Below are 24,352 nucleotides of genomic sequence, written 5' to 3' on the forward strand. Positions count from 1 at the left end.
AACATAGATGACCACTCTGACCCGCCGCACCCTGCTCGCGGCGACCACCGCCGGACTCGCCGCCCCGCTCCTGAGCCGCGCCGGTCTGGCCGCTTCGCTGGCCGAGGCGAAAGCCTTCGTCGACGACTACAGGTCGAACCTCACCACCAACCTGACCGTCGACACCAACGCCGCCGTGCGGATCCTCTCCGGCGTGCGGTCCTACTGGCAGACCGGCACCGCCTGGAACAACGGCACCGTCCTGAACGCCGCGGTGCTCCGCGCCAACATCAGGTTCTGCGAGAAGCGGACCGCCGGGCGTACCGACGCCGAGGCCGCCTGGTCGTTCATCGTCGACCGCCGCCACCAGAGCTACGCCGTCATCGACGGTCTCGGCCCGTGGGCCGCCGCCTACCGCACCACGGCACTGGCCGTCACCGGTATCACCGAGGCGCCGGCCGGCACCCCGGCCACCACGATCAGCGACGCCGTGCCCGCGGGCGCCCCCGCCGGATCCACCCTCGGCGCCGGCTCGCCCACCTCACCGCTGGGCCAGATCGTCACCCTGGTCAACACGGTCCGCGGTAACTGGTCCTCCAGCAACCCGTCGAAGTTCGCCGTCCAGTACCCGCGCCCCTGGCGGCTCACCACCGACAGCACCGTCGTCGACACCGGCGTCCTCGACGCGTTCGGCTTCCCCGTCTACCAGTCGAAGGTCGTGGTCGCGCCGCAACTGCTCCGGCAGCGCGGGCTCGTCCCGGGCGACGACGGCGGTTTCCCGAGCGGCCACACCAACGCCCTGCACCTGGCCGCGCTGGCCTTCGCCTACGCCTTCCCGGAACGCTTCCAGGAGCTGCTGACCTGCGCGTTCGACCTGGCCGACACCCGGATCACGGCCGGCATGCACTCGCCGCTCGACGTGGTCAGCGGCCGGATCCTGGCCACCGCGCTGGCCGCCGCGATCCTCGGCGACCCGGCCAACGCCGAGCTCAAGGTGGCTGCCCGGGCCCAGGCCGCGGCGTTCCTGGCAGACAACCCCGGCGTGGGTACGGACACCTTCGCCGACCGTTCCGCCAACCGCCGTCTGATCCTCCCGAAGCTCACGTACATCCTGCCGAGGACCGGCCCCGACAAGCCCCTGACCGTGCCGAAGGGCGCCGAGGTGCTGCTGGAGACCCGCCAGCCGTACCTCACCGCGGACCAGCGCCGGGCCGTCCTGCGCAGCACCGCCCTGCCCGCCGGATACGCCCTGCTCGACGGCCCCGAGCAGTGGGGACGCCTCGACCTGTTCAAGGCCGCCGACGGCTACGGCGCGTTCGAGACCGACGTCGACGTCACCCTCGACGGTGTGTCCGACGCGTGGCGCAACGACATCACCGGCCGTGGCGGCCTGACCCTGCGCGGCACCGGCACGCTGACCCTGACCGGCACGAACCGTTTCCGTGGCGGTGTCCGCGTCCTCGGCGGCACACTGGCCGCGACCGGCGCCCACTCCCTCGGTGACGGCGACGTCGAGATCAGTGGCGCCACCCTGCGCACCATCGTCCCGGGCATGTGCCTCGACGGAACCGTCACGATCGGCCCCGGCAGCACCCTCGCCGTGTCCACCGCCGCGCGCGGCCCGGTCCTCACCGCCGAGCGGGTGACCGGCCGGTTCGCGAAGGTCACCGTCGACGGCCGCCCGGCCGAGGCCGTTTACACCCGCACCAGCATCTCGGCGCGGATCCTGAAGCCATGACACCGCCCCGCGTCGTCCTCGTCGGCGCGCACGGACACGGGCGCGGCCACCTCGACCAGCTCGCGAAACTGCACGCCGACGGCAGGATCGCGCTGGTCGGGGTGGCCGACCCCCGGCCGCCCTGCCCCGAGCAGCGGGCCGCGGCCGCCGACGCGCCCTGGCGGCGGGACGCGGCGAGCCTGATCGGGGCCACCGCCCCCGATCTGGCCGTCGTCGTCACGCCCGTGCACACCCACGTGGCTATCGCCGAGGCCGCCATGCGCGCCGGCGCCCACCTGCTGCTGGAGAAACCGCCCGCCCCGAGCCTGGCCGGCCTCGACCGGCTCCTCGCCGTCCAGGCCGAGACCGGGCGGACGGTGCAGGTCGGCTTCCAGGCGTTCGGATCCGGGGCGGTCACCGAGCTGCGCCGCCGTATCGACGCCGGCGATCTCGGCGACATCGAGGCGATCAGCGCCACCGGACTGTGGTGGCGGGGCGAGGCCTACTGGAACCGGGCCGGCTGGGCCGGGCGCCGGTTCCTCGACGGGGCCGACGTCAACGACGGGGCGCTCACCAACCCGTTCGCGCACGCCGTCGCCCTCGCCGTCACGCTCGACGGCTCCGGCGGTCACGAGTCGGTGCGGGCCGTCGACCTGGACACCTACCGCACCCGGCCGGCCGAGGCCCACGACACCGCGAGCGCCCGCATCCGCACCGCCCGGGGCACCACGGTCACCGTCGCCGCCACCCTCTGTGCCGAGGCCGAGGAGGAACCGGTCGTCGTCGTGCACGGCACCCGCGACACCGCCACGCTGCACTACACGCAGGACCGGCTCGTCACCGCGGCGGGGGAGACCCGGCATGCGCGGGCCGACCTGCTGGAGAACCTGCTCGACCACCTCGCCGGCCCGGCCGTCGACCTGCTCGTGCCGCTCGCCGCGACCCGCGCGTTCACCGAGGTCGCCGAAGCCGTCCGGCAGAGCCCGGCACCGACACCGGTGCCCGGCGAACGACTCGACGGGCTCGCCGCGCTCACCCACGAGGCCGCCGCCACCGGCCGGCTCTACCGCGAGCTCGGCGCGACCTGGGCGACCGCGCCCGCCTACACCTGGACACCGGAAGGATCCTGATGCGGATCACCGCGATCGAGGGCACCGATCTCTTTCACGGCCCGGCCGCGGCGCCCCGGCAGGTCGTCCGGGTCACCGTCGCCGCCACGACGGCGACCGGACCTTTCCGGGTACGGGTGGAGGGCGCCTCCGTCCGTACCCCCGAAGCCGTCGCCGTCACCACCGGCCTGGCCGCCGGCGAGCAACGCACCGTCGAGGTCGGTGTCCTGGTCTCGGCCCCGGCTGCCGAAGGCACGCCGTTGCGGGTCACCGCCGTCGCCGACACCGATGCGGGCCCGGTGACCCTCGACGGCGAGTTCCGGGTCGCGGCCACCGGCTGGACCATGTGGATGGTGTCGCACTTCCACTACGACCCGGTGTGGTGGAACACGCAGCGCGGCTTCACCGAGGTGTGGCAGCAACTGCCCGACGTGCCCAAGGTCGACAAGCTCCGGCCGGCGTTCGTACGGACCGCGTTCGACCTGGTGCGGGCCCACATCGACGCGGCCCGCCTGGACGACGACTACCGGTTCGTGCTCGCCGAGATCGACTACCTCAAGCCGTACTGGGACGTGTTCCCCTCCGACCGGGACGACCTGCGCCGGATGCTGCGCGACGGACGCGTCGAACTGGTCGGCGGCATGTACAACGAGCCGAACACGAACCTCACCCACCCCGAGTCGACGATCCGTAACACCGGCTTCGGCATCGAATACCAGCGCGACGTCCTCGGCGGCGACCCGCGGACCGCGTGGATGCTGGACGTCTTCGGGCACGACCCGGCGTTCCCGGGACTGATGGCCGACGCCGGGCTGACGTCGAACTCGTGGGCGCGCGGACCCTTCCACCACATCGGGCCGCGCCGGCACACCGGCGACATCACCCGGATGCAGTTCCCCAGCGAGTTCGAGTGGATCTCGCCGAGCGGGCGGGGGCTGACCACCGCCTACATGGCCAACCACTACGTCGCCGGGTGGGACGTCGAGCGCAAGGAGACCCTGGAGGAGGCGCTCGCCGAAGCCTATGCGCAATATCGGTCGCTGCGGCTGGTCGCGGCGACCCCGAACGTGATGCTGCCGGTCGGCCACGACCACAACATCCCGTCCCGGTGGTGCACCGAGATCCACCGCGAATGGGCGAAACGGTATGTGTGGCCCCGGTTCGTGATGGGCCTGCCCCGGGACTTCTTCGCCGCGGTCAAGGCCGCGAACCCCCGGCTGTCGCCGCAGACCCGCGACATGAACCCGGTCTACACCGGCAAGGACGTGTCCTACATCGACACGAAGCAGGCGCAGCGGGCCATCGAGACGATCGTGCTGGACGCCGAACGTCTCGGCACCCTCGCCGCCCTCCTCGGCACCGGGTATCCGCAGGCGCAACTCGACAAGGCGTGGCGGCTGCTCGCCTACGGCGCCCACCACGACGCCGTCACCGGGACCGAATCCGATCAGGTCTATCTCGACCTCCTCGCCGGGTGGCGGGAGGCCTGGGAACTCGGCGCCGCGGCCCGCCGGTCGGCTGTCGCCGGACTGGCGTCACAGGTGGACACCCGGGGCGCCGGTCAGGCGGTGCTGGTCGCCAACCCGTTGTCCTGGGCACGGGGTGGCGTGGCCCGGTTCGACCTGTCCTATCCGGCTCCCGGGCCTGCCGCGTTGACCGTTCTCGACGACTCGGGTGCGGTGGTGCCGGTGGTCGCTTCGGCGCTGACCCGGCACCCGGACGGCACGATCGCCGACGCGTCCCTGGCGGCTGTCGCCCGCGACGTGCCCGCTCTCGGCTACCAGGTGTGGCACGTCAGCCCGTCGGCGGCTCCCGCTCCTTCCGCTTCTTCCGCGGCGCTACCTCCGGTCACCGTCTGGCGGGCGGCTCCCGGCGATCCGGTCATCCGCAACGACCATTTCGAGGTACGCGCGGACGCCGGCCGTGGCGGCGCGCTGACCAGCATCGTCGACCGCCGTACCGGGCGGGAACTGCTGCGTTCGGGTGGTCTCGGCGGTGAACTGGTCGTCCAGGAGGAGTATCCCGACCACCCGTTCTGGGGTGAGGGCCCCTGGCATCTGCTGCCGAAAGGCCCCGGCCGCGGTCTCGCCGACCGCACCGCCACGGTCCGTGTCGAGCACAGCCCCGCCGGCAGCCGCCTGATCACGGAGGCCACCATCGACGACCTGCGGATCACCCGTGAGGTGACCCTGTGGGCCGGCAGTGACCGTATCGACTTCCAGACCCATGTGGATGGTTCGATCGGCGAGGACCGGCTGCTGCGGGTCCGCTTCGACCTCGACCTGCCGGGCACACAGCCGGTCTCCGAGGTGGGTTTCGCCGCGATCGGCCGCTCGTTCGGTTTCCCGTCCCTGGACGCCGCCGAAAGCCTGTGGGCCCTCGACAACCCGGCCCACACGTGGGCCGCCCTGTCCAGCACCGCCCGGATCCGCTCCGCCACCTCCGCTTCCACCTCCTCCGCCACCTCCGCTTCCGCCTTCGGAGTCGCTGAGGTGATCACCGAGGAGGATCCGCGGGATCTCGTGGTCGCGCTGGTCCGGCAAGGCGTGACGGCGACCGCCTCCCGGCCCGGCGGTCCCCGTTACGGCGCGCTCGACGCCGACTCGAATCTGCCGGACATCCGCATCGTCGTCGGTGACAACGCCTTCAGCCGGGAGGTTCTGGCCGCGGCCGAGCCGTCCTTCGGGGAGGTGCTGGCGGCGACCGGCCGGGTCTACGTGCCGCCCGCCCGGCCGCTGGACGAGACCTGGGTGCCGGATGCCGACCTCCGCGGCGCCCGTGACCTGCCGGTCCTGATCGTCGCTGCCGAAGGCCTGGCCGCCCTGATCGCCGATCTGGAAGACGCCGAGGTCACCGTCGGCCAGGAACTGCCCGGCGACTTCACCGACTATTCGGTGGCCCTCGTCAACCACGGGACCCCCGGGTTCGTCGCCGCCCGGGACGGTTCCCTCCACCTGTCGCTGATGCGCGCCTGCACCGGCTGGCCGAGCGGAGTCTGGATCGACGGCCCACGGCGTACCGTGCCGGATGGGTCCGGTTTTGCTCTGCAGCATTGGACACACACGTTCCGGTACAGCCTCGCCGCCGGGCCCGGCGACTGGCGTGCGGCCGGTTTCGTCCGGGCCGGCCAGGAGTCCAACCATCCGCTGATCGCCACCCCGGTCCCGTCCACCGCCGGCGACCTGCCGTCCCGGATGTCGCTGGGTTCGGTCGAGCCCGCGAACGCCGTCCTGTCCGCCCTCAAACCCGACGGCGACCAGATCACCGCCCGCATCTACGAGACCAGCGGAACCCCGGCCCGCGCCCGGATCCGCCTGCACGGCGGCCTGCACGACCCGGCGCTGGCCAACGTCCTGGGCGAACCCCAGGCCCCCGCCACATTTGACGGCCCCGACGTCACGGTGGACCTGGCCCCGGCCGACATCGTGACCGTCGCCGCCCTGCCCGCGACACCGTTCGGTCCCACCGTCCCGGCCACCGAGCCGGTACAGCCGGTCTTCACCCGATACTGGCTGCACAACAAGGGCCCGGCACCCGTGGGCAACCTGCCGGTGACCGTCCACATCGCCGCGGCCGACGCCCCCGGAATGCTCCGGGTGACGGTCAGCACCAGCACGGTCCCCGCCTCCGGCACCGTCACCCTGGACATTCCGCCCGGTGCCACGGTCACCCCCGAAGGCCCCTACGCCTACGACCTGCCGCCGAGCGGCCACCAGCAGTTCGACCTGACCGTCACCGGCCACGGCCAGGTCACCGCCCGGATCCGGGACCCGCACGGCCAGCTGCTGGAAGACGTGACCCACCTGCCCGAATCGGACACCGCCGCGTCCGCCGCCCCGGCATCGGGCGAACTCTCTCCGGCGGCTGTGACGGTCGCGCCCGGCGAGACCGCCCGCCTGGTGCTGCGCCTGCACAACCCCACCGATGCACCGCTGCGCGGCGAGGTCCAGTTGCTCTCCCCGTTCGGAACGTGGGGCGCCACCGCCGACGACCTCGACGTCCAGCCGTGGATCCAGGGCTACGACCTGCCCGCCGGCGCCACCACGACCCGGGAGTTCACGGTGACCGCGTCGACGACGGCCCGTCCCGGAGCCCAATGGTGGGCCCTGGCCCGGGTCACGGCCCTGGGACAGGTCGCCTACACCGCAACCGTCCCCCTCACGGTCCGGCCGTAGCCCGCGCACCGCTACTCCTCGCGGGCGGCCCGCTCCCGGGAGAGGACGACCAGCGCCAGGTTGGCGGCGACCGCGGCGCCCAGGATCGTCGTCGCCAGCGCAGCGATGTCCGACAGCGCCCCGAACCCGGCGGCCGCACCGAGGACGGCCGCGGCAACGGTCACCACCAGGGGCACGAGCCGGAGACGACGGGCCCACGCCGCGTAGGCGCTGAGCCCCACCGCCACCCCCACCGAGGGCACCGCCACCACCCCGGACCCGATGAACGCCGCCGGCCCGGCCGTCCAGATCAGGAGGACCGCACAGAACCAGCCGCCCACCCCGAAGAACACCGGAGTCACCCACCGCAGCACCACCCCGGTCCGTACCCGGTACCCACCCCGCCGCCGCACCCGGAACATCATCGCCGCCAGCAGCACGACCGTGAGCAGCGCCGTCCCGGCAACGACCCCGAACAGCCCCCGCCCGATGACCGACATGGTGACCGCCGGACGGAAGTCGACGGCCCGCGACGTGATCCCGTCCTCGACCACCCGCCCGCTGTCGAAGAACGTGACGAGCAGCGCCGGCGGCTGATGCTCCCAGAAGTCCCCGGTGTGCCCGAGTTCCGGCAACACCACCTGCCGCCCTCGCGACAGCATCGGCAGGAGTTCCCGGGTGGCGAGCTCGGCCGGCGTCGAGAAGTCCACACTCCCGCCGATCAGCAGCGTCTCGACGTCGCTGGGCCGCAGCGCCCGGTATTCGGCGTTGTCGGGACTGTCCGGCCACGACGTGAAGAACCCGCCGGGCCCGCCCCACAGCAGATCGGTCGCCTCGTTCCCGAGGATCGACCCGGGATCCCCGCCGTCGGCGTAGTACCGCGCGGCGGCCGGCGCGTCGATCATCCCGAACGACGCGAACTCGCCCCACACGAACGACGTCGGCAGCACCAGGTCACCGAGCACCGACAGCGCCCACAGCGCCGCCGGATCCCCGCTGAGGTAGGCGTCGATCAGCGTCGGCGCGTTGAGCGGTGCCGCGCCGGGCCCGTTGCGGAACATGCCGTACATTCCGGCGACCCGCACGTTGCCGTCCTTGATCCGCAGGGGACCCCAGCGGTCGGGGACGTCCGCGGCGACCTTCCGCATGGCGTCGGTCAGATCGGCGGTACGGCCGGAGCACCCCGCATCGGCCCGGCAGAGTTCCGCGTACCGCCCGAGTTGCCGATCGGTGATGCGGGGATCCCACACGAAATGCCCGGGAGGGTTGACGGAGATCATCGCCGACCGTTCCAGCGAGGCCGGGTACCGCCACGAGTAGATCATCGCCGTGCGTGTCCCCGCGCTGGAGCTGAGCAGGTTGATCCGCCCGTACCCGAGTGCCTTCCGGGTTTCCTCCAGATCGTCGACCCGCTGGGTGATCGAGTATCCGGTGAGGTCGACGCCGTCCCCGGTCAGCCGCCGGGCGCAGTCCCCGAACGCCGCCGTGGCGGCCCGCAGCCCCTCCGCCCCGGTCAGGTCGGCCGACGTCTGCAGTGCGTGATCGACTTCGGGGCAGTCGAGCCGCCGTGACCCGTCCACCCCGCGGTATCCGACGAGCACCACGTCATGCCCGCCGATCAGCCGTGCGGCCTGCGGGAACTCCAGATTCGTCGCGCCCGGCCCACCGTTGAGCCGGAAGATCGGCGCCCCGGTGACCGGCCCGGTGGCCCGGATCCGGATGACCGGCAGCGCGATCCGGCCGGACCCCGGGTCCCGCCGGTTCTCCGGGACGACGATGGTCCCGCAGTCGGCCGCCACCGTCCCCGTCTCGACCTCGTAGTCGCAGTCCCGCAGGCTGAACCCGCCCTCCGGCACCTCGAACGTCGCCTCCGGCCACACGTTGAGCAGGCCGAGACCGGCCATCACGGCCACGAGCACCACAATGCTGATTCGTCTCATGCCGGAACCGTAGGAATCCGCGGCCGCCGGTTCGTCCCTCCACCGGGGACACCTCGACTACCCCCGCAGGAGTAGACGGAATCGGTCATCCTGGTGGGGTGACGGTCTGGTACGCGGATTTCCAGTTCTGGTGTGTGGTCGTCGTCCTCGCGGTCTGTCTCTGGCATCTGGGCCAGGTCCCGGCCTGGTGGCGGGGCGACTGGCGGGCGAGCCGGATCCGCTGGCGCAACCGGGCCTGGCTGCCGGCGATGGTGGCCCTGACCGCGGCCTGCCTGCTCACGGTCATGATGTATGTGGTCGGTGAGGCAGACCTGCCGATCGCCCTGACCTGGCTGGGCCGGCTGCTGTTCGTCATCGGTGGCCTGTCGCTGCTCGCGATCCCGCTGCTGGGGTGGGTTCCCGCGTTCGACTTCGCCGTCCCGCCGCCGGATCGCACGAACGTGCCCCCGCCGCCGCTGAACCGCGCGGCCCGCCGCGCGCAGGCCCGCCGGAGTCCGCCCCTGAAGGCACCCGTCCCGGGCCGGACGGCGATCCGCTTCCACCGCCCGGCGGCCAGGTTCAAGGATCGTTTCCGGGCATACCGTTTGGAGATCGACGGTGAGCCGGTCGGTGAGATCCGGCACGGCGGCGAGGTGGTCAGTGTGGACGACCGCTGACCAGCCCGCCGCGGTAGGCGACGACCACCGCCTGCGCCCGGTCGCGTGCCCCGATCTTGGCGAGGATCCGCTTCACGTGGGTCTTCACCGTCGACTCGGCCAGTGTCAGCAGCTCGGCGATCTCCGCATTCGCATATCCCTCGGCGACCAGCCGCAACACCTCCCGCTCGCGCCCGGTGAGCCGTTCCAGCAGCTTTCCCTCCGCTGACGGCGCGGGGCCGGGTGTGGGCGTGACGAACCGGTCGAGCAGCTCGCGGGTGACCGCCGGGTCGATCAGCGAGTCCCCGGCCGCGACCGTCAGCACCGCGTCGATCAGCCGTTCCGGCGACGCCCGTTTCAGCAGGAAGCCGCTGGCCCCGGCCTGGACGGCACCCCACACGTACTCGTCGTGCCGGAACGTGGTCAGCACCAGCACCCGTGCCGCCGACCCGCTCGCCACGATCCGGCGCGTCGCCTCGATCCCGTCGATGCCGGGCATCCGCACGTCCATCACGACGACGTCCGGTTCGAGGTCCCGGCAGAGCGCGACCGCCTCGAACCCGTCGGCGGCCTGCCCGACGAGCGTGATCGTCCCGGCGGTGCCGAGCACCGCCGCCACACCGGCCCGGAGCAGCGCGTCGTCGTCGGCGAGCAGGACCCGTACCGTCGTCATGATCGCAGTCTGCATCGCACGGCGAAGCCGTCGGGCCCCGGGCCGTGGGTGACCGTCCCGCCGAACATCGCCGCCCGCTCGCCGATGCCGAGCAGCCCGCGTCCCGGCCGGTATCCGTCGGCGGCGCCGCGCCCGTCGTCACGCACCGCGATGTCGAGTCCGCCGTCATCGCGACGCACCGTCACCCACGCGTGGCGCGCCCCGGAGTGCCGCAGCGCGTTGGTGAGCGCCTCCTGCACGATCCGGTAGGCGGTCAGGTCCAGGCTGCGCGGCAGGTCGCCCACCTCCGGGCCGACGTCCGATGTGGTCGGCAGCCCCGCCTCGGTGATGCGCTCGACCAGCACCGGGAGCAGAGCGAGCCCGTCGGCGCCGAGCGGATCGGCGTCGTCGAGCACACCGAGGACACGGTCGAGTTCGGTGAGCGCGTCCCGCCCCGACTGTTCCAGGCCGAGCAGCAGTTCACGGGCCCGGCCCGGATCATGGTCGAGGAGGCGGCGGCTCGCACCGGCCTGCACGAGCATCAGGTTGACCGTGTGCCCGATGAGATCGTGCAGTTCACGGGCGATCCGGCCGCGTTCGAGGGCGACCTCCCGCTCCCGGTCGAGCCGCCGCACGGTCTCCTGCTCCTCCTGCCGCCGGGCCATCGCATATCCGGCCGTCCACAACGCCAGCCACACCACCAGCACCCCGAGCGGCTGTGTCGGCCGCAGCACCTCGTCACGCACAGCGAAGTAGACGGCAATGCAGAGAATCACCCCGGCGAGGCTCCAGCGGGCCTGCCGCCGGCTCGCGTGGCGAGCCACCGAGAAGACCACGAGCAGATTGGCGTACGGCGAGAGCCAGCTCACCGGTGTGGCCAGGGCCTCCAGGCACAGCCCCGTGGCACTGAGCACGAACGCCGGAAACGGCAGCGACCGGCGCAGTGCCACGGCGACGGCCAGCAGCACCCCCGCGGTGACCGCCGCGGCGGCGTCCCGTCCCGGCACCGGATCGAGCATGAACCGCTCGGCCAGCAACGCCACCAGGAAACATCCGCCCAGCGTGGCATCGGTGCCGGCCCCCGCGGAGCGGATGTCCCTCATCGGTGTCCCCTTCGGTGTGCCACGGTCACGGGAGGATCCGGACCTCCGGGTAACGGGGTGACGGCCGGTCCAGGATCCCGCCGCCACGATGCCGCAGATGCCGGTCGAAGAACGCCCGCACGAACGCCCGCTGGACGGCCACCGACCGTGCCGGATCGATCGTGCCGACGACCGGTTCGACCTGGTCGGCGGGCAGCCCGAGCTGGGGGTAGAGCGACTGGAAGTCGGTGAACGACAGGTGTTTCGTCCCGTCGATCTCCCGCCAGTAGCGGGGCCCGCGCAGCCGGTCCCACGCCTTCGTCCACGTCTCGTCCTGTTCACCGTCGCCGTCGGACCCGAACAGCAGGAACGGCCGTTTCAGATCCCGGTCCAGGATCGGGCCGATGAAGCTGCCGTCCAGGTTGACGCCGGCCAGGACCCGCGGGTCGGCGAGCATCACGTCGGCGGTGGTGGTCCCGCCCATCGAAGCGCCGAACATGCCGATCCGGGACAGGTCCATGGTGCGGGCCAGCGGCATCCGGCGCAGCTGGTCGAGCACGAACCGGGTGTCGCGGACCCGCACGTCGACCACCTTCTCCAGCAGTGTCTCCTCCTCGTCGGGTGATGCCGGAGGGTCGATGGCGGCCGTCGCGATCCGCCCGTCCGGGAACTCGACGAAGTTCGCGTCATGGGTGTGATCGATCGTGACGACCACGTAGCCGTGGCTGGCCAGGTCCTCGACCAGCACGGTTCCGCTGGTGCGTTCGATGCCGAACCCGGGGGAGTAGAGGATCACCGGATGCCGGCCCGCCGCCGGTGGCGCGCCGACGTATCCGTGGGTGACCGGCAGCGCGTACGGGCTGCCCGGCGGGTTGATCCGCTCGGCGACACCGGGCGACACCCAGCCCGCGCGTTCGTGGCCGCGGACGGTCCGCGCCGGGTACCAGATGGACACCATCAGCTCGCGGACCTTCTCGGAGGCCACCCACGGATCCGGCCGGGACCTGTCGATCAGGTGGGCGGTGACGGTGCCGACGCGTTCCGGCCCGGTCGGCGGCGGCAGCGACAGCTGGGTGACGGTCGACGCCGGCGTGGCGGCGAGGACCAGGGAGAGCAGCGCTTTCATCATGTTCCGAGTCTTCGGCCCACCGGACGTCCACAGTAGTCACGGCCCTCACCGGTTCGATGTGCGTTCCTCACGGTCCGGGCATGAGAAACACACATCACGCGGTCACAGCCGGGCGAAGACATTGACCACCACGCCGAGGTACAGGATCGCCCCCACGAACCAGAGCGTCACGATCGGCAGCGGAAACCGGACGTACCACGGCATCCGCAGCCCCGGAAACCGCCGGCGGAGCTCCTTCGGTCCGGCCTTGCCACCCTTCGTCATGATCACGACGGTCGCCCGGACCACCTCCTGCATGCCGTCCTCCAGCCAGTGGCCGGCGTTGAGAAGGACCGCCCGCTCCGGCCCGGCCAGCAGATACCACCGCGCGCCGGTCCCGGACGAGTCGACGTGCAGCAGCCAGATCTCCGTGGGGCGCCCGATCACCGTGCCCCGGCCGGTCCAGCGGCGCACCTCGACGACACCGTCGGTCACCCTGATCGCCGCGTTCCGTACCAGCAGCACCGCATGCACCGCGAACCACACCAGTGGCAGTCCGACGACCACGAGCATGGCCGGGACCGCGGCGCCATGAAGACCTTCGGAGGTACGGCGACCGTGCGCCACCATCAAGGTCACGTAGAGGAGAGCCGGGATCGCCACCGGCAACGTCACCGCGGCCAGGCGCTTGAAGCGGGCGCGGTCAGGTCTGACGACGAGTGTCGTGTCGGGCATGCGTGGCACCGTCCCCTGGAGAACCGAGGTCGGGAGCATATGCGCCGTGCAGCGGTGTCCACCCGCGTTGTCGGACGGGGTTGGTCGGCTTGCGTGCGGCGTACAGAATCTTGGTCGTGAGAGCCGAGATGCCACCCGTCGCCGCACGCCTGCGTCTGATCGGGATATATCTCGCGCCGGTTCTCCTAGCCGCGGCCGGCAGCGTGCTGGACTGGCCCGGCTGGGTCGTCGGCTTCCTGATCATGATCGCCCTGATCGTGTACGGGGCGGTCCGCCCGACCCGCACCGGCAAGACCCTCCCGAAGCCGCCGCTGCGCAGGTTCCTCGGTTTCGTGCTGTGGACGTCGGCGTTCGTGTCCGTCGTGGCGACCTTCCACGCCGCCCGCCTGACCGTCCTCGACCTGACCGGCAGCCCGGCGACGGCGACCATCGACTACATGGAGATGGACCGGACGATCCATCGCGGTGGCCGGGTGGAGATCGACTACTGCTACCACCTGAAGCGCTCCGACGGTGGCTGGGTGAGCGGCAGTCTCTGCCGCGACGGCCAGGAGTACAGCCGCGGCCAGACCGTGGCGGTCCTGGCCGACCCGACCGGCCTGGTGGCACCGGAGACGCCGGAGGAGGTCGCGGGTGTCACCTTGTTCCGCACCATCGCCCTCGTCTCCTACGCGCTGATCATCGTGTCGGCCCTGCTCGGCGGTGGCCCGGCCGCACCGCAGCGCCCGCTGGTCCCGCCGCAGACCCGCTACCCCCGCTGGCGCCCGTCGCCGCCCCGCCCGCGGGCCGGCTCCCGCACACGGACCCGCCGCAAGACCCGCCGCCGCTGACCATCCGCGGTCGTTGACCATCCGCGGTCGTTGACCATCCGCCGTCGTTCTCATCCCACCTGGAGGATGCCCGGAAACCGGGGCTCGGCGAGCCTGGCCACATGAAAGCGAGCAGACGCGGCGCGGTTCCGCTACTCGGACTACTCGTGATCGTCGCCGGCGCGGTCCTGGTGGTCGCCGGTGTGGTCACCTACATGACGATCAGTTCCACACTGTCCTCCCAGCAGATCACCGTGTCCGACGACGCGGCGGCCTTCGCCGGAGAGCACGTCGATCAGCCGTGGGAGGCCTACGCCGAGGCGAAGGTGATCGCCGAACACGCCAACGAGATCGCCGACGGCAAGACCTACGCGCAGCTGGCCCGGGACGACCCCAACCGGGAGACCGTGATGAACGCGTCCTTCCTCCAGGCGTCGCTGTTCACCTCGGTGGTCGCCTTCGGCGTAGCAGCCTTGGCCGCCGGCATCGGAATAGTGTTCGTCCTGGTAGGCATGGCCTTGCGCCGCACCGCGCAGCCCGCCCTTTAGCGCGCACGCCGTCCGCCCGGCCAAGCCTGAGCGCGCATCCGCTTGTCCGCCCAGCCCGCCTTCCAGCCCGTCGCGTTGTTTGCGTAGCTCATCCTTGGGTCCGTCGCGTTGTTCGCGTAGCTCATCCTTGGGTCCGTCGCGTAGTCCGCCCAGCTCATCCCTGGGTTCGTCGCGTAGTCCGCCCAGCTCATCCTTGGCTCGCATTGTTGTCGCTCTCGGTGACGGTGGGCCGGAACGTCGGGTCGGTCGCCGCGTCAGTCGAGACGGCCGATGACCTCAAGGCGAGCCCGGGATCGCCCGGCGCCAGCGTGGATCAGCGATCACCATCGCCGATCGTGGGCTCCTGTCGTCGTGATAGAGCCTGTTGCCTTTTGGTCCCGGTCCACGATTCCGGTTCAGCAAAATGGGTCGCTGCCGTCCGATCGGGCGCGACAGGCCCGCTCAGCCGTGTTTTTTCGACCACGCTGCACAGCGACCCTAAAACGCAACAGGCTCGATAACGAGGATGAGCGATCACGATCATTGGCTTGTGATCGTTCATCCCCGTGACAGCGACGGTTGGGCCACACGTTGTCGTTTCGTGTGCTCTCACCGTCGTGGTTGGGCGGTCGCTGCCGGTCGCGGGCCGGGAAGCAGGTGATGCGTCGACCACCAACGTTTGCCGGGTTGCCCCCGGCCGATCTTGACCGGCTTACCACCGATAGCGGTGGTAAGCCGGTCAAGATCGGCCGGGCGACCCGGTGAATCCTCGTGGTCAACGCGCAAACTGCACCCTTCGTGGCTGGTTGACACCGGTGGTTCGGCGAAGCCGGACAATGGAGCCGCGCTGGGACGGGCCGCGTTGGGACGGCCGGCGCCGGGACGGGCCGCGCCGGGGTTGGGCCGGGCTGGGACGGGCCGCGCGGGGTTGGGCCGGGCTGGGACGGGCCGCGCCGGGGTTGGGCCGCGCTGGGACGGGCCGCGCTGGGACGGGCTGTGCTGAAACGGGCCGGGCTGGGACGGGCCGCGCCGGGGTTGGGCGGACTCAGGCGATGGCTCGGAGGCCTATGCCCAGGCCTACTACTACGACCAGGGCGGCGGTTGCGGTCGGTGCCCCGGCGGCGACACGGCCGGTCAGGGTGGACAGCCGGCCGGCCCAGGCGCGGGTTGTGATCAGGTGGGAGAGCCGGTTCTGGGCGACCACCAGCAGCAGGCCGATGGCGGTGAGGGTCGCGGCCATTCCCAGGCCGTAGGCGATCACCAGCGCCACCCCGAGCCCAGCACGACCGAGTCCGATCGCTCCGAGCAGGACCACGAGGGCGGACGGACTCGGTACCAGACCGCCGGCGAGCCCGATCCCGGCCAGCCCGAGGCGTCGCCGAAATCGCCCACCGCCGCCGTCCGACCCGGTGTGAGGATGGTGGTGGCCATGAAACCCGTGGTGATGGCTATGCCCGTCATCGTGCGACCCGTGGTGGTCGCGATCGTGGGATCCGTGGTGGTGGTCGGACTCGTGATCGTGAAGCCCGTGATGGTCGCGACCGGGGGACCCGTGGTGTTGGGCGTGATCGTGAAGGCCGCCGTCCCGATCGCGGGATCCGTGGTCATGATCGTGAAGCCCGTCGTGGCCATGAGACCCGTGGTGGTGATCGTGATTGTGACCGTGAAGGTTGTGGTCGGGGCCGTGGTCGTGGCGGTGGGAATCGGGGTCGTGGTGTGTGTGGGTGTGTGCGCCCGCCCGTGAACGGCGCGCGGCGACCAGCATCCCGGCACCGACCAGGACGACCAGCAGTCCGCTGACCAGGCCGAGTACCGCCAGTACCCGCTCCCCGGCGAGGGCCGTGGACGTGCTGAGCAGCAACCCGACGGCCAGGACCGCCCCGGTGTGGGCGATCGTCACGGTCCCCCCGACGGCGAGCGCGTCCCGAACCCGCCCCCGCCGCCCGGCGAAGTAGGCGGCCATCACCGTCTTCCCGTGCCCGGGCAGCACCGCATGCCCGGCTCCCAGCAGCACGGCCAGCAGGAACGCCAGCCCGGCGACCACCGGTGTCAGCCGCTCACCGAGCACCTCCTCGACCCGCTGCTGCGCCGCTCCGAGCAGCCCGGGCCTGCCGGGCACGGCAAGCGTCTCCCCGGCCACCGCACCCGGCGCCCCGTCACCGCCGACCCGGAGGCTCGCGGTCCGCACGTCCAAGGCCGAGGTCAAAAGATCTTGGGGGTACGCCCGGAGCCGCCCCGTGACACTCTCCACCGGAACACTGGAACCCGAGAGACGAACGCCGTCCCCGGCAGCGGTGATCTCACGCCACCCGACCCGGTCCACCCGGTACCCGTTGTCGACGAGCACGTCCACGGTCCCGGCGAGTCCCACGGCCGCACCGAGCGAACATTCGAGCCGGCTGGTGTCGAGCCCACCGGCCCCGGGGATCACGTCGTAGGCGGGCGACGACACCACCCACCCGAGCCGCTCCCCGCCGGCCGTGACCGCGAACCCGTCGGCGAACCGCCCGCATTCCGCCACCGCGTACCCGTTGCGTTCGGCCGGTGTCAGCGTCCCGTCCCCGTCCAGGTCGGCGCGGGCCCGGTCCTGGAGGGTGGGCAGTTCCGCGACGTCGACGACCACACTCACGTCGACCCGGTCCGGCCGCAGGGTCAGTCCGGCGTACTGGTTGACCGAGAACTTCCCGAGCGGATGCGCCTGGGCCGGTGCCGCGGGCCAGAGCAGCACCCCCGCCACGACCGTACCCACGAGTGCCGCGAGCCTGTTCATCAGTTGCCTCCGGAGGTGCGCAGCCCGGCGAGGGCGCGGCGGGCGAGCGGCGCGTCGACGGGGGAGAATCGGGGGTTGGTGTCCAGGGCCCGGGCCAGTTCGCTGCGGGCCGCCGCATGCCGGCCGAGTCCTAGCTGGATCATGCCGAGGTGGTAGGCGTAGACGGCTGGACGTGCTCCGCCGGCGGCCGCCCGTTCCGCATAGGGCAGCGCTTCGGCGTCCCGCCCGGCCGAGTGCAGTGCCCACGCCAGCATGTCGGCGACGTCGGGATGGCGGCGGCGTTTCCATTCGGCCTGGGCCGCGGTCACGGCGTCGTCCGGCCGGCCCTGCGCCAATGCCAGTTCGGCCGTGGCCAAGCCGTCGGAGCCGCCGTTGGCCGCGAACAACCGCTCGGCTGCGGCGGCCAGCGCGATCTGCTGATCGGATTCGGTCTGCCGTCCGGCCACGCGCAGCAGCGCCGCATACTCCAGCAGGATCGAGGTGGTCGGCATCCGGGCGACGAGTTCGCCGTACCCCGCAAGGTCCTCCCGGATCCGGGCCAGACCGTGCCGGGCGCCGACAGCGGTGGGGTCCGCGGCGAGTGCCGCGCTGTAGGACGCCTCCGCGGCAGCGAGGTCGCCGCGGCCGAAAGCGAGATCACCCAGCTGGGTACGGCAGAACGCCACGTCGTGGGGGTCGACGGCATTGTCGAGTGCCTGCCGCATCAACGTCTCCGCCTCGGTGACCCGGCCGCGCAGTTCGAGGTCGTAGGACGCGCGGGCGTAGGCGGCGAGCCCCGGCCGCAGGTCGAGCATCCGCTGCACCGCCGCGGTGGCCGCGGGCGCGTCACCGAGTTGCGTGAGGGCGTCAGCGAGTACCCCGTACGCCTCAGCATCGTGATCGTTGACGGCCAGCGCCTCGCGGGCCTGGTCGCGCGCGGTGGCGAAGTCGTGCCGGGCGTTGGCGAGCGCGCCGAGCACCACGAGCCCGTCGCCGTTGCCGTCGGGCCGCAGTGTGAGCGACCGGCGGGCGGCCTCCTCGGCCTTCGGGTAGAGCCCGGGGTCCGCGGTGATCCGCGCCTGCTCCAGGTAGGCGGCGCCCAGGGCGGCCCACCCCGGCCAGTCGCCGGGTACGTCCCGCAGTTGCTGTTGGGTCCGGGCGATCCGCTGCGCGAGCCGGTCGACGGGCTGCTGAGCAGCGCTCTGAGCTGCCGGAACTGTCGCGTCCGGCCGGGCCACGACGGCGGCCGCGGTGAGCAGGCCGGCGGCCAGGACGGCGGCCAGGCCGAGACGGGTCAGGGTGCGTCGCATGAGAGTTCCTCCACCAGCGAGCGAGCGGGCGAAATCAGGGAGACGGGCGGGCGTCATCAGGGAGACGGGCGGGCGTTCCGGAAGGGACACCCGCCCGAGGCGTGTCAGAAGGTGAGTGTTCGATCGGGGTCGGTGCGGGTGGTGCGCCGCCGGTACCACCGGACCAGCAGGAACACCGCGGCCAGCACGATGATCAGGGCGAACCCGGTGGCGCCGGACACGACCGCCACCGGAACGAGATCCGGCGCGGGCTGCGCGACGTCGGTGTCTCCGGTGGACCCGGCCGCCGCGGGCGCCGCCGACGTCCCGCCGGACAGCTTGCCGGCCGTGGCCGGCTGCTTGGCCGCACTGTTGACCGCGACACCGTTGGGGAGCGCCACGTACGGGAACTCCCCGCCGAAGGCCTGGTCGTTGGCGTCCACCGCGTCCCCGGCGGCGAGCGCGTCGACGGGCTTGCCGGACTGGGCCGCCCCGGCGAGCGCCTGCAGTTCGATGTCGACGACGTCGTCGGTGAGCCGCCGTCCGTTCGGGAAGCCCTGCAGGTCACCGGCGAGGACGCCGAGCCGGTTGGGGGTGCCCGTGACCGGCACCGACAGGTTGAGCCGCAGTTGTTCCGACGGGGTGAACCGGGAGGCCTTGACGTCGGCGTTGTTGAGCTGCGAGTTCAGATCGGCCTTGATCGGCCCGTCACCCTTGGTGGTGATGCCGGTCAGGAAGATCTCGGCGAGGTCGGTGCGGGGAGTCTTCGGCGCCGGGATCTTGTAGATGGCTTCGAGCAGCTTCGGCACCTCGGGTTCGAGCACCCGCTTGACCAGCGCCGGGATCTTGGCATCCCGCTCGGGCGGGGTGGCGTTGAAGGTGTCCTTCAGGGAGGCCGGCACGACCACCTCGTTGACCAGCGGGTTGCCGAGCCGGGAGACCTGCACCTTGCCTCCGGACTGACCGCCGCCGGTGATCCGTACCCGATTGCGCTCGGTCGTGGTCCACACCCCGATCACCGGGTTGCGCGCGGCGTCGCCCTTGAGCGCGACGTCCGCGAACGGCACCTGCAGCGCGATTGTGTTGACGTTGTAGCCGGCCACCGTGTCCTGGCCGGTCTCCGAGAGGTCACCGCCGTAGAGCAGGTCGAAGACGCGCAGATCGAGGAAGAACGGGTCGTCGGCCTGACCGGCGAAGATCTTCCAACCGCCGGGGAGGGTACGGGTGGCCTGCTGGCGCAACGTGCCGTAGTCGGGCATCGACGCGGCCCCGACCCGCGACGGCGCCACCGGAGCGTCCTCGACCCGGGTCTTGAACGGCTCGCCGTTGAACGACGACTGGAGGCTGTAGGTCTGCCGGAACAGCAGGTTCTCGTCGTCGAGCGAGGTGACCGGCCCGTTGTTGTACAGGAACGTGCTGTCGCCACGGTTGTCGACGCTCCGGAACTTCCACTTGAACTCGGCGTCCGGTTTGGCGTCACCGTCGTTGTCGACCTTGATGTGGTACGTGGCGTCGGTCGCGAACGGATAGAAGTTGGGCCCGCCGTTCGGCTCCTCGAACGGCTGCCAGTTGGCGACGAACGTGACGAAGCCGGGCCGTTCGGGGCTGACGAACGCGTACAGGTCGGTGTTGTCGATCGCCGGGTCGGCGGCGACCAGTGGCGCCTCACGGTGGCTGGACGCCGTCGCGGTCCCAGGGCCGAGACCGTACAGCGAGCCGCCGAGCAGCGCGACTGCGCCGAGCGCGGCGAGGGTGCGCCGCAGGCGGGGTTTGACCGTCATCAGTGGGTCCTTCCGTGCTGGCGAGAGTCGGTCTCTCGGCACGGATTCGCGGCCCCCGCATCTCCGGATGGGCGATTGTGGACTTGCCGACAGCCACCCATCCGGGCGGGGTACGGCTCCGAATCCCCTGTTCTGAGCCGACAGCCGCGCCAGGGCCGGACCCCGGCGCGATCAGTCCGGCTGCGGCCGTGCGCCGCCGATCTCCGGCCGCCGCCATACCTCCCACGCCACGAACGCGACACTGACCGCGGTGACGACGGCCAGGATGGTCAGCGCGGGCGCTGCCGGCGCCACCGGGATGAGCGCGATCAGTACAGCCGAGGTGACCAGGCGGTCGGTGGCGAGCTCGTGATGATCACGCCACCGGTACAGCACCTCGCCGGCGTAGAACAACGCGGCGCCGCCGCAGAGGGCCAGCCCCGACAGCGGTTGCAGCGGCTCGCCGGGGTGGGCGATCGCCTCGCCCACCCCGAGGCTGTACCAGATGATGCCGCCGACCAGCGGGAGATGCAGATAGCTGTACGCGTCCCGGGCGAGCCGGCCGCGTTCGGGCGCCGGAGCCCGGCGCAGCCGTGCCGCCGCACCGTGTTTCAGCCCGAAATACGCCCACCACATCGCGGCCGAGACGAGAACGCCGAACACCACGGCGGCCAGAACGTCGGCGCTGCGCACGTCGCCGGTGGCCGCCCGGCCCATCTGGTAGATCGATTCGCCGAGCGCGATGATGACCATCAAGCCGTGGCGTTCGACGAAGTGCCCGGGGCGCACGTGGAAACCGCCCATGCCGAACAGAGCCGGGCCACCGAAGTCCACCAGCACCGCACCGAGCCACAGCACCTCTCGCAGCGGCGACGACTGCGTCGCGGCCAGCACGACGAGCCCCGGGCCGATGAGCAGGACCGGCAGCAGCCGCAGAAGAGCGCGCCGCCACCGGGTGTCCCCGCGCGCCGAGTAGATCAGCAGAACGACGTGCAGCAGGCGCACCGTGAGCAGCGCCAGCGCGAACGTCATCGCCTCGTCGCCGAACGCCTCGACCAGGGAACTCGACGCGACCAGCATCGCCGACATGGCGAGGAAGATCAGCGCCCGTGCCGGTGTTCCCGACTCGGCCGAGGTGTTCGTCAGCCAGGTGTAGCAGACCCACGCCCACCAGACCGCCACCAGTGCCAGCACACCGTGGCCGAACCCGGTCCACGAGGGGTGTTCCTCGATCAGGTGCGTGACCTGCGACATCGAGTAGACGAAGACGAGGTCGAAGAACAGTTCCAGGGCGCCGACCGCACGGTCGTCGGTGGGCCGCTTCGTCGGCTCCCTGGCGGGTTCGGCGGCCGATCGCACGTCCGGGCCCCTGGCCGTAAGCGATCAGGCGGTGGCAGGTCGGTGGAAGTGCCCGGCCGCTGCCGGATCGTGGCGCCGTCCCCGGCGCAGACGCAGGCCGAGCATCAGCAGCGTGCCACCGAAGGCGATCGCAGCGGCACCGATCAGCACGACCAGGGTCAGGGCTCCCGCGGCCGGCCAGACGGCCAGCAGAACACCGAACGCCACGGACAACACACCACTCAGGGCGAGCAGCCATTCGCGCCGCAACTCCTTGCGCAGCAGGTATGCGGCGACGATGTCGAACACGCCGGCCACGATGGCCCAGACGGCGATCACCCAGAGCAGGGCCAGCGCGGTGATGCCGGGCCAGACAGCCGCGACGATGCCGGTCAGGATGCCGGCGGCACCGCGGGCGAGGAGCCAGGCGCGGCTGCCACGCGTGCGGCCGCCGTCCCGGTCACCGAGCGCGGCGACCAGCGTGAACGCGCCGTCCACCAGGGCGTAGGCGCCGAAGACGAGGACCAGGGCGAAGACGGTGATCCCGGGCCAGACGAGGGCGAGCACACCGAACAGGATCGCGGCGGCGCCGCGGAGGGCGACCGCCCACCAGCGACGGCTGAGCGTCTCCAACATGATGGTTTCCTTCCGGATGTCATGTACTGGACCGCTGCCGTTCGGCAGCGTGTCCGAGCCTGGCCAGGTGTTCATGGAGCAGGCGAACGGCCATGGAGCCCTCACCGACCGCGGATGCGACCCGTTTGATCGAGCCACTGCGGACGTCACCCACGGCGAGGACGCCGGGCCGGCTGGTCTCGAGCAGGGCCGGCTGTGGAGCGTCGGTGTGCACCTGCGCTCCGGTCAGGACGTAACCGCGCTCGTCCAGGGCGATACTGGAGGCCAGCCATCCGGTGCACGGCTTCGCCCCGATGAAGACGAAAAGCACCGTCGTCGGGAGTTCCTGCCGCTCACCGGTCCTGGTGTCGCGCAGGCCGAGCGACTGCAGCCGGCCGTCGTCCCCGTTCAGCTCGGTGACCTCCGTGTGGCGCAGCACGTCGACGTTGGGCAGTCGCTCGATCTGGTCGACCAGGTACCGGGACATGTCGCGGTTCAGGTCGTCGTGCCGGATGATCAGCCGGACCCGCGCGGCGTGCCGGGCGAGGAACACCGTGGCCTGGCCGGCCGAGTTGCCGCCGCCGACGACCGACACCGGCTGCCGCTCGCAGAAGACCGCCTCCATGAAGGTGGCGGCGTAGTACACGCTGGTGCCCTCGAACTCCGCGAGGCGCGGCACATCGAGTTTCCGGTACTGCGCGCCGGTGGCGATCACCACCGTCCGGGTCCGCAACTGTGTTCCGTCGTCGAGGTGCACGATCTGGTCGCTGTCGCGCGATCCCAGGCGTACCGCCTCGGCCGGCACGTTGAGGTCGGCGCCGAACTTCTTCGCCTGCACCACCGCACGGTCGGCCAGGTCGGCACCCGAGATACCGGCCGGGAAACCCAGGTAGTTCTCGATCCGGGAGGAGGTACCGGCCTGACCGCCGATGGCCACCGCGTCGAGCACGATCGTCACGAGTCCCTCGGAGGCGCCGTACACGGCGGCGGCAAGACCGGCCGGCCCGGCGCCGACAACGACAAGATCACACACGGTCTCGTCCTGGCCGGAGCGCCGCAGGCCGGCGACCCGGGCCAGTTCCTCGTTCGAGGGGTTGCGCAGCACCCTGTCGCGCCAGATCACCACCGGCGTGTCCTTCGCGCTGATGGACAGCCGACGCAACAGCTCCTCGGCGCCGGGGTCCTCCTCCAGGTCGATCCAGGTGTGCGGCACCCGGTTGCGGGCGGCGAGTTCGCGCAGGCGGCGGGTGTCCGGGCTGAACCGCGAACCGACGATCTTGATGCCGGTGATGCTGCCGATCAGCAGTTCCCGGCGGGTGAGGAAGCTGCGCAGGATCAGGTCCCCGAGGTGGGGCTCCTCGCGGACCAGTTCGTGCAGCCCGGGCAGGGGCACCGCGAGAACCTCGCCCGCCTCCTGCGCGACCATCGAGACGAAGGACGGCTGGCCGGTGAGCAGGCCGAGCTCGTCGAGAAACCGGCGCGGGCCGTGTACCCGGACCGTCCGGGCCTCCGGGGTGCCGTACCTCTCGATCACCGCGACCGTGCCGGACAGCACGACCAGGAAGTCACGGTCCCGCTGGCCCTCGGCGACAAGCACCTCGCCCCGCTGGACCGGACGTTCCTCGGCGCGGCGTCTCAGCAGTCCGATCTGCTCGTCCGACAGCCGGGGATAGGCCCCAGCCACATCCGGTGTCTCAGCGAGCCGCTCCGAGTTCGGGATCATGCCGCACCCCGCAGAACCTCGTCGGTCCAGCTGCGCAGAGCCGAAGCCGGTGCGGCGCCGGCCCTGCGCGCCACCACCTTGCCGTCACGCATCAGCATCAGCGTGGGTACGGCCTGGATCGTGAACCGCTCGGACACCTTGGGCGCCTTGTCCACGTCGACCTTGACCAGCTTGACCTTTCCGGCCAGGTCGCGGGCCACCTGTTCCAGCGCGGGGCTGACCTGCCGGCACGGACCGCACCAGGTCGCCCACATGTCCACCAGCACCAGGATGTTCGCCCGCTCGGCGACGTCGCCGAAGTCGTCGTCGCCGGCCTCGGCCATCCAGGGCATCGGCTTGTGACAGTTGCCGCAGTGCGGGATGCCGTCAGCAGCCGCGGGGATCCGGTTCTTGCGCCCGCAGTTGGGGCACTCGATCACCTTGCTCGCCAC

18 protein-coding genes are annotated in these 24,352 nt (G+C 71.7%); 6 read left to right on the plus strand and 12 right to left on the minus strand.

The window, feature by feature from the left end:
• Positions 1-7: 7 nt before the first annotated feature.
• The 3 genes from ACFO0C_RS36510 to ACFO0C_RS36520 are packed head-to-tail and all read left to right on the plus strand — an operon-like array spanning position 8 to position 6,980.
• The gene (locus tag ACFO0C_RS36510) at positions 8-1,717 is read left to right on the plus strand and encodes a phosphatase PAP2 family protein (protein ID WP_378071343.1); all 1,710 of its coding nucleotides are present in this window, start codon (positions 8-10) and stop codon (positions 1,715-1,717) included.
• Positions 1,714-2,826, plus strand: coding sequence for a Gfo/Idh/MocA family protein (locus tag ACFO0C_RS36515; protein ID WP_378071344.1), 1,113 nt, complete (start codon positions 1,714-1,716; stop codon positions 2,824-2,826). The genes ACFO0C_RS36510 and ACFO0C_RS36515 overlap by 4 nt, the downstream gene beginning before the upstream one ends.
• Positions 2,826-6,980, plus strand: a complete 4,155-nt coding sequence (locus ACFO0C_RS36520; protein WP_378071345.1) for a glycoside hydrolase family 38 N-terminal domain-containing protein — start codon at positions 2,826-2,828, stop codon at positions 6,978-6,980. The genes ACFO0C_RS36515 and ACFO0C_RS36520 overlap by 1 nt, the downstream gene beginning before the upstream one ends.
• An 11-nt stretch (positions 6,981-6,991) precedes the next feature.
• Here ACFO0C_RS36520 and ACFO0C_RS36525 read toward each other — a convergent pair whose 3' ends face one another.
• Positions 6,992-8,899 carry a hypothetical protein gene (locus tag ACFO0C_RS36525; protein WP_378071346.1) on the minus strand — a complete coding sequence of 636 codons (1,908 nt, stop codon included), beginning with the start codon at positions 8,897-8,899 and terminating at the stop codon, positions 6,992-6,994.
• Between the two features lie 98 nt (positions 8,900-8,997).
• On the opposite strand from ACFO0C_RS36525, the gene ACFO0C_RS36530 reads away from it, so the two are divergent.
• A complete protein-coding gene (locus ACFO0C_RS36530; RefSeq protein ID WP_378071347.1) occupies positions 8,998-9,555 on the plus strand; it encodes a hypothetical protein in 558 nt (185 codons plus the stop codon).
• Here the strand turns inward: ACFO0C_RS36530 and ACFO0C_RS36535 are convergent.
• From ACFO0C_RS36535 to ACFO0C_RS36550, 4 genes are all read right to left on the minus strand, one after another.
• A complete protein-coding gene (locus ACFO0C_RS36535) occupies positions 9,536-10,207 on the minus strand; it encodes a response regulator (RefSeq protein ID WP_378071348.1) in 672 nt (223 codons plus the stop codon). The two genes, ACFO0C_RS36530 and ACFO0C_RS36535, sit on opposite strands and share 20 nt — an antisense overlap.
• Positions 10,204-11,289 carry a sensor histidine kinase gene (locus ACFO0C_RS36540; protein WP_378071349.1) on the minus strand — a complete coding sequence of 362 codons (1,086 nt, stop codon included), beginning with the start codon at positions 11,287-11,289 and terminating at the stop codon, positions 10,204-10,206. The genes ACFO0C_RS36535 and ACFO0C_RS36540 overlap by 4 nt, the downstream gene beginning before the upstream one ends.
• Positions 11,290-11,314: 25 nt before the next feature.
• On the minus strand, positions 11,315-12,397 hold the full coding sequence (locus ACFO0C_RS36545; protein WP_378071350.1) for an alpha/beta hydrolase family protein: 1,083 nt from the start codon (positions 12,395-12,397) through the stop codon (positions 11,315-11,317).
• Between the two features lie 102 nt (positions 12,398-12,499).
• Complete coding sequence (locus ACFO0C_RS36550; RefSeq protein ID WP_378071351.1) at positions 12,500-13,111, minus strand: hypothetical protein; 612 nt, start codon at positions 13,109-13,111, stop codon at positions 12,500-12,502.
• 116 nt (positions 13,112-13,227) lie between these two features.
• On the opposite strand from ACFO0C_RS36550, the gene ACFO0C_RS36555 reads away from it, so the two are divergent.
• Both ACFO0C_RS36555 and ACFO0C_RS36560 read left to right on the plus strand, forming a co-directional pair.
• A complete protein-coding gene (locus ACFO0C_RS36555) occupies positions 13,228-13,941 on the plus strand; it encodes a hypothetical protein (protein ID WP_378071352.1) in 714 nt (237 codons plus the stop codon).
• A 101-nt stretch (positions 13,942-14,042) separates the two neighbouring features.
• Entirely contained in the window at positions 14,043-14,468 is a 426-nt protein-coding gene (locus ACFO0C_RS36560; RefSeq protein WP_378071353.1) for an aromatic ring-opening dioxygenase LigA, read from the plus strand.
• 1,024 nt (positions 14,469-15,492) lie between these two features.
• On the opposite strand, the gene ACFO0C_RS36565 is transcribed toward ACFO0C_RS36560, so the two are convergent.
• From ACFO0C_RS36565 to trxA, 7 genes are all read right to left on the minus strand, one after another.
• Complete coding sequence (locus ACFO0C_RS36565; protein WP_378071354.1) at positions 15,493-17,217, minus strand: hypothetical protein; 1,725 nt, start codon at positions 17,215-17,217, stop codon at positions 15,493-15,495.
• Positions 17,217-18,506 carry a tetratricopeptide repeat protein gene (locus ACFO0C_RS36570; RefSeq protein ID WP_378071355.1) on the minus strand — a complete coding sequence of 430 codons (1,290 nt, stop codon included), beginning with the start codon at positions 18,504-18,506 and terminating at the stop codon, positions 17,217-17,219. Before ACFO0C_RS36570 ends, ACFO0C_RS36565 begins: the two co-directional genes overlap by 1 nt.
• A gap of 104 nt (positions 18,507-18,610) precedes the next feature.
• Positions 18,611-20,266 carry a DUF4331 domain-containing protein gene (locus ACFO0C_RS36575; RefSeq protein WP_378071356.1) on the minus strand — a complete coding sequence of 552 codons (1,656 nt, stop codon included), beginning with the start codon at positions 20,264-20,266 and terminating at the stop codon, positions 18,611-18,613.
• A gap of 171 nt (positions 20,267-20,437) precedes the next feature.
• On the minus strand, positions 20,438-21,604 hold the full coding sequence (locus ACFO0C_RS36580) for a low temperature requirement protein A (RefSeq protein WP_378071357.1): 1,167 nt from the start codon (positions 21,602-21,604) through the stop codon (positions 20,438-20,440).
• A 24-nt stretch (positions 21,605-21,628) separates the two neighbouring features.
• Positions 21,629-22,219, minus strand: a complete 591-nt coding sequence (locus tag ACFO0C_RS36585; RefSeq protein WP_378071358.1) for an HdeD family acid-resistance protein — start codon at positions 22,217-22,219, stop codon at positions 21,629-21,631.
• Between the two features lie 19 nt (positions 22,220-22,238).
• Positions 22,239-23,921 (minus strand): FAD-dependent oxidoreductase, encoded by a 1,683-nt coding sequence (locus tag ACFO0C_RS36590; protein WP_378071359.1) that lies wholly within the window; start codon positions 23,919-23,921, stop codon positions 22,239-22,241.
• Positions 23,918-24,352 carry a thioredoxin gene (trxA, locus tag ACFO0C_RS36595; RefSeq protein WP_378071360.1) on the minus strand — a complete coding sequence of 145 codons (435 nt, stop codon included), beginning with the start codon at positions 24,350-24,352 and terminating at the stop codon, positions 23,918-23,920. Before trxA ends, ACFO0C_RS36590 begins: the two co-directional genes overlap by 4 nt.

This window comes from Actinoplanes subglobosus, from assembly GCF_042650585.1.
GTDB lineage: Bacteria > Actinomycetota > Actinomycetes > Mycobacteriales > Micromonosporaceae > Actinoplanes > Actinoplanes subglobosus.

What these genes read in the sequence shown, in the direction of transcription:
- ACFO0C_RS36575 (WP_378071356.1), bottom strand. Translation starts at nt 20,266, where the DNA reads ATGACGGTCAAACCCCGCCTGCGGCGCACCCTCGCCGCGCTCGGCGCA.
- ACFO0C_RS36560 (WP_378071353.1), top strand. Translation starts at nt 14,043, where the DNA reads ATGAAAGCGAGCAGACGCGGCGCGGTTCCGCTACTCGGACTACTCGTG.
- ACFO0C_RS36525 (WP_378071346.1), bottom strand. Translation starts at nt 8,899, where the DNA reads ATGAGACGAATCAGCATTGTGGTGCTCGTGGCCGTGATGGCCGGTCTC.
- ACFO0C_RS36540 (WP_378071349.1), bottom strand. Translation starts at nt 11,289, where the DNA reads ATGAGGGACATCCGCTCCGCGGGGGCCGGCACCGATGCCACGCTGGGC.
- ACFO0C_RS36550 (WP_378071351.1), bottom strand. Translation starts at nt 13,111, where the DNA reads ATGCCCGACACGACACTCGTCGTCAGACCTGACCGCGCCCGCTTCAAG.
- ACFO0C_RS36510 (WP_378071343.1), top strand. Translation starts at nt 8, where the DNA reads ATGACCACTCTGACCCGCCGCACCCTGCTCGCGGCGACCACCGCCGGA.
- ACFO0C_RS36570 (WP_378071355.1), bottom strand. Translation starts at nt 18,506, where the DNA reads ATGCGACGCACCCTGACCCGTCTCGGCCTGGCCGCCGTCCTGGCCGCC.
- ACFO0C_RS36515 (WP_378071344.1), top strand. Translation starts at nt 1,714, where the DNA reads ATGACACCGCCCCGCGTCGTCCTCGTCGGCGCGCACGGACACGGGCGC.
- ACFO0C_RS36545 (WP_378071350.1), bottom strand. Translation starts at nt 12,397, where the DNA reads ATGATGAAAGCGCTGCTCTCCCTGGTCCTCGCCGCCACGCCGGCGTCG.
- ACFO0C_RS36535 (WP_378071348.1), bottom strand. Translation starts at nt 10,207, where the DNA reads ATGACGACGGTACGGGTCCTGCTCGCCGACGACGACGCGCTGCTCCGG.
- ACFO0C_RS36590 (WP_378071359.1), bottom strand. Translation starts at nt 23,921, where the DNA reads ATGATCCCGAACTCGGAGCGGCTCGCTGAGACACCGGATGTGGCTGGG.
- ACFO0C_RS36565 (WP_378071354.1), bottom strand. Translation starts at nt 17,217, where the DNA reads ATGAACAGGCTCGCGGCACTCGTGGGTACGGTCGTGGCGGGGGTGCTG.
- ACFO0C_RS36585 (WP_378071358.1), bottom strand. Translation starts at nt 22,219, where the DNA reads ATGTTGGAGACGCTCAGCCGTCGCTGGTGGGCGGTCGCCCTCCGCGGC.
- ACFO0C_RS36520 (WP_378071345.1), top strand. Translation starts at nt 2,826, where the DNA reads ATGCGGATCACCGCGATCGAGGGCACCGATCTCTTTCACGGCCCGGCC.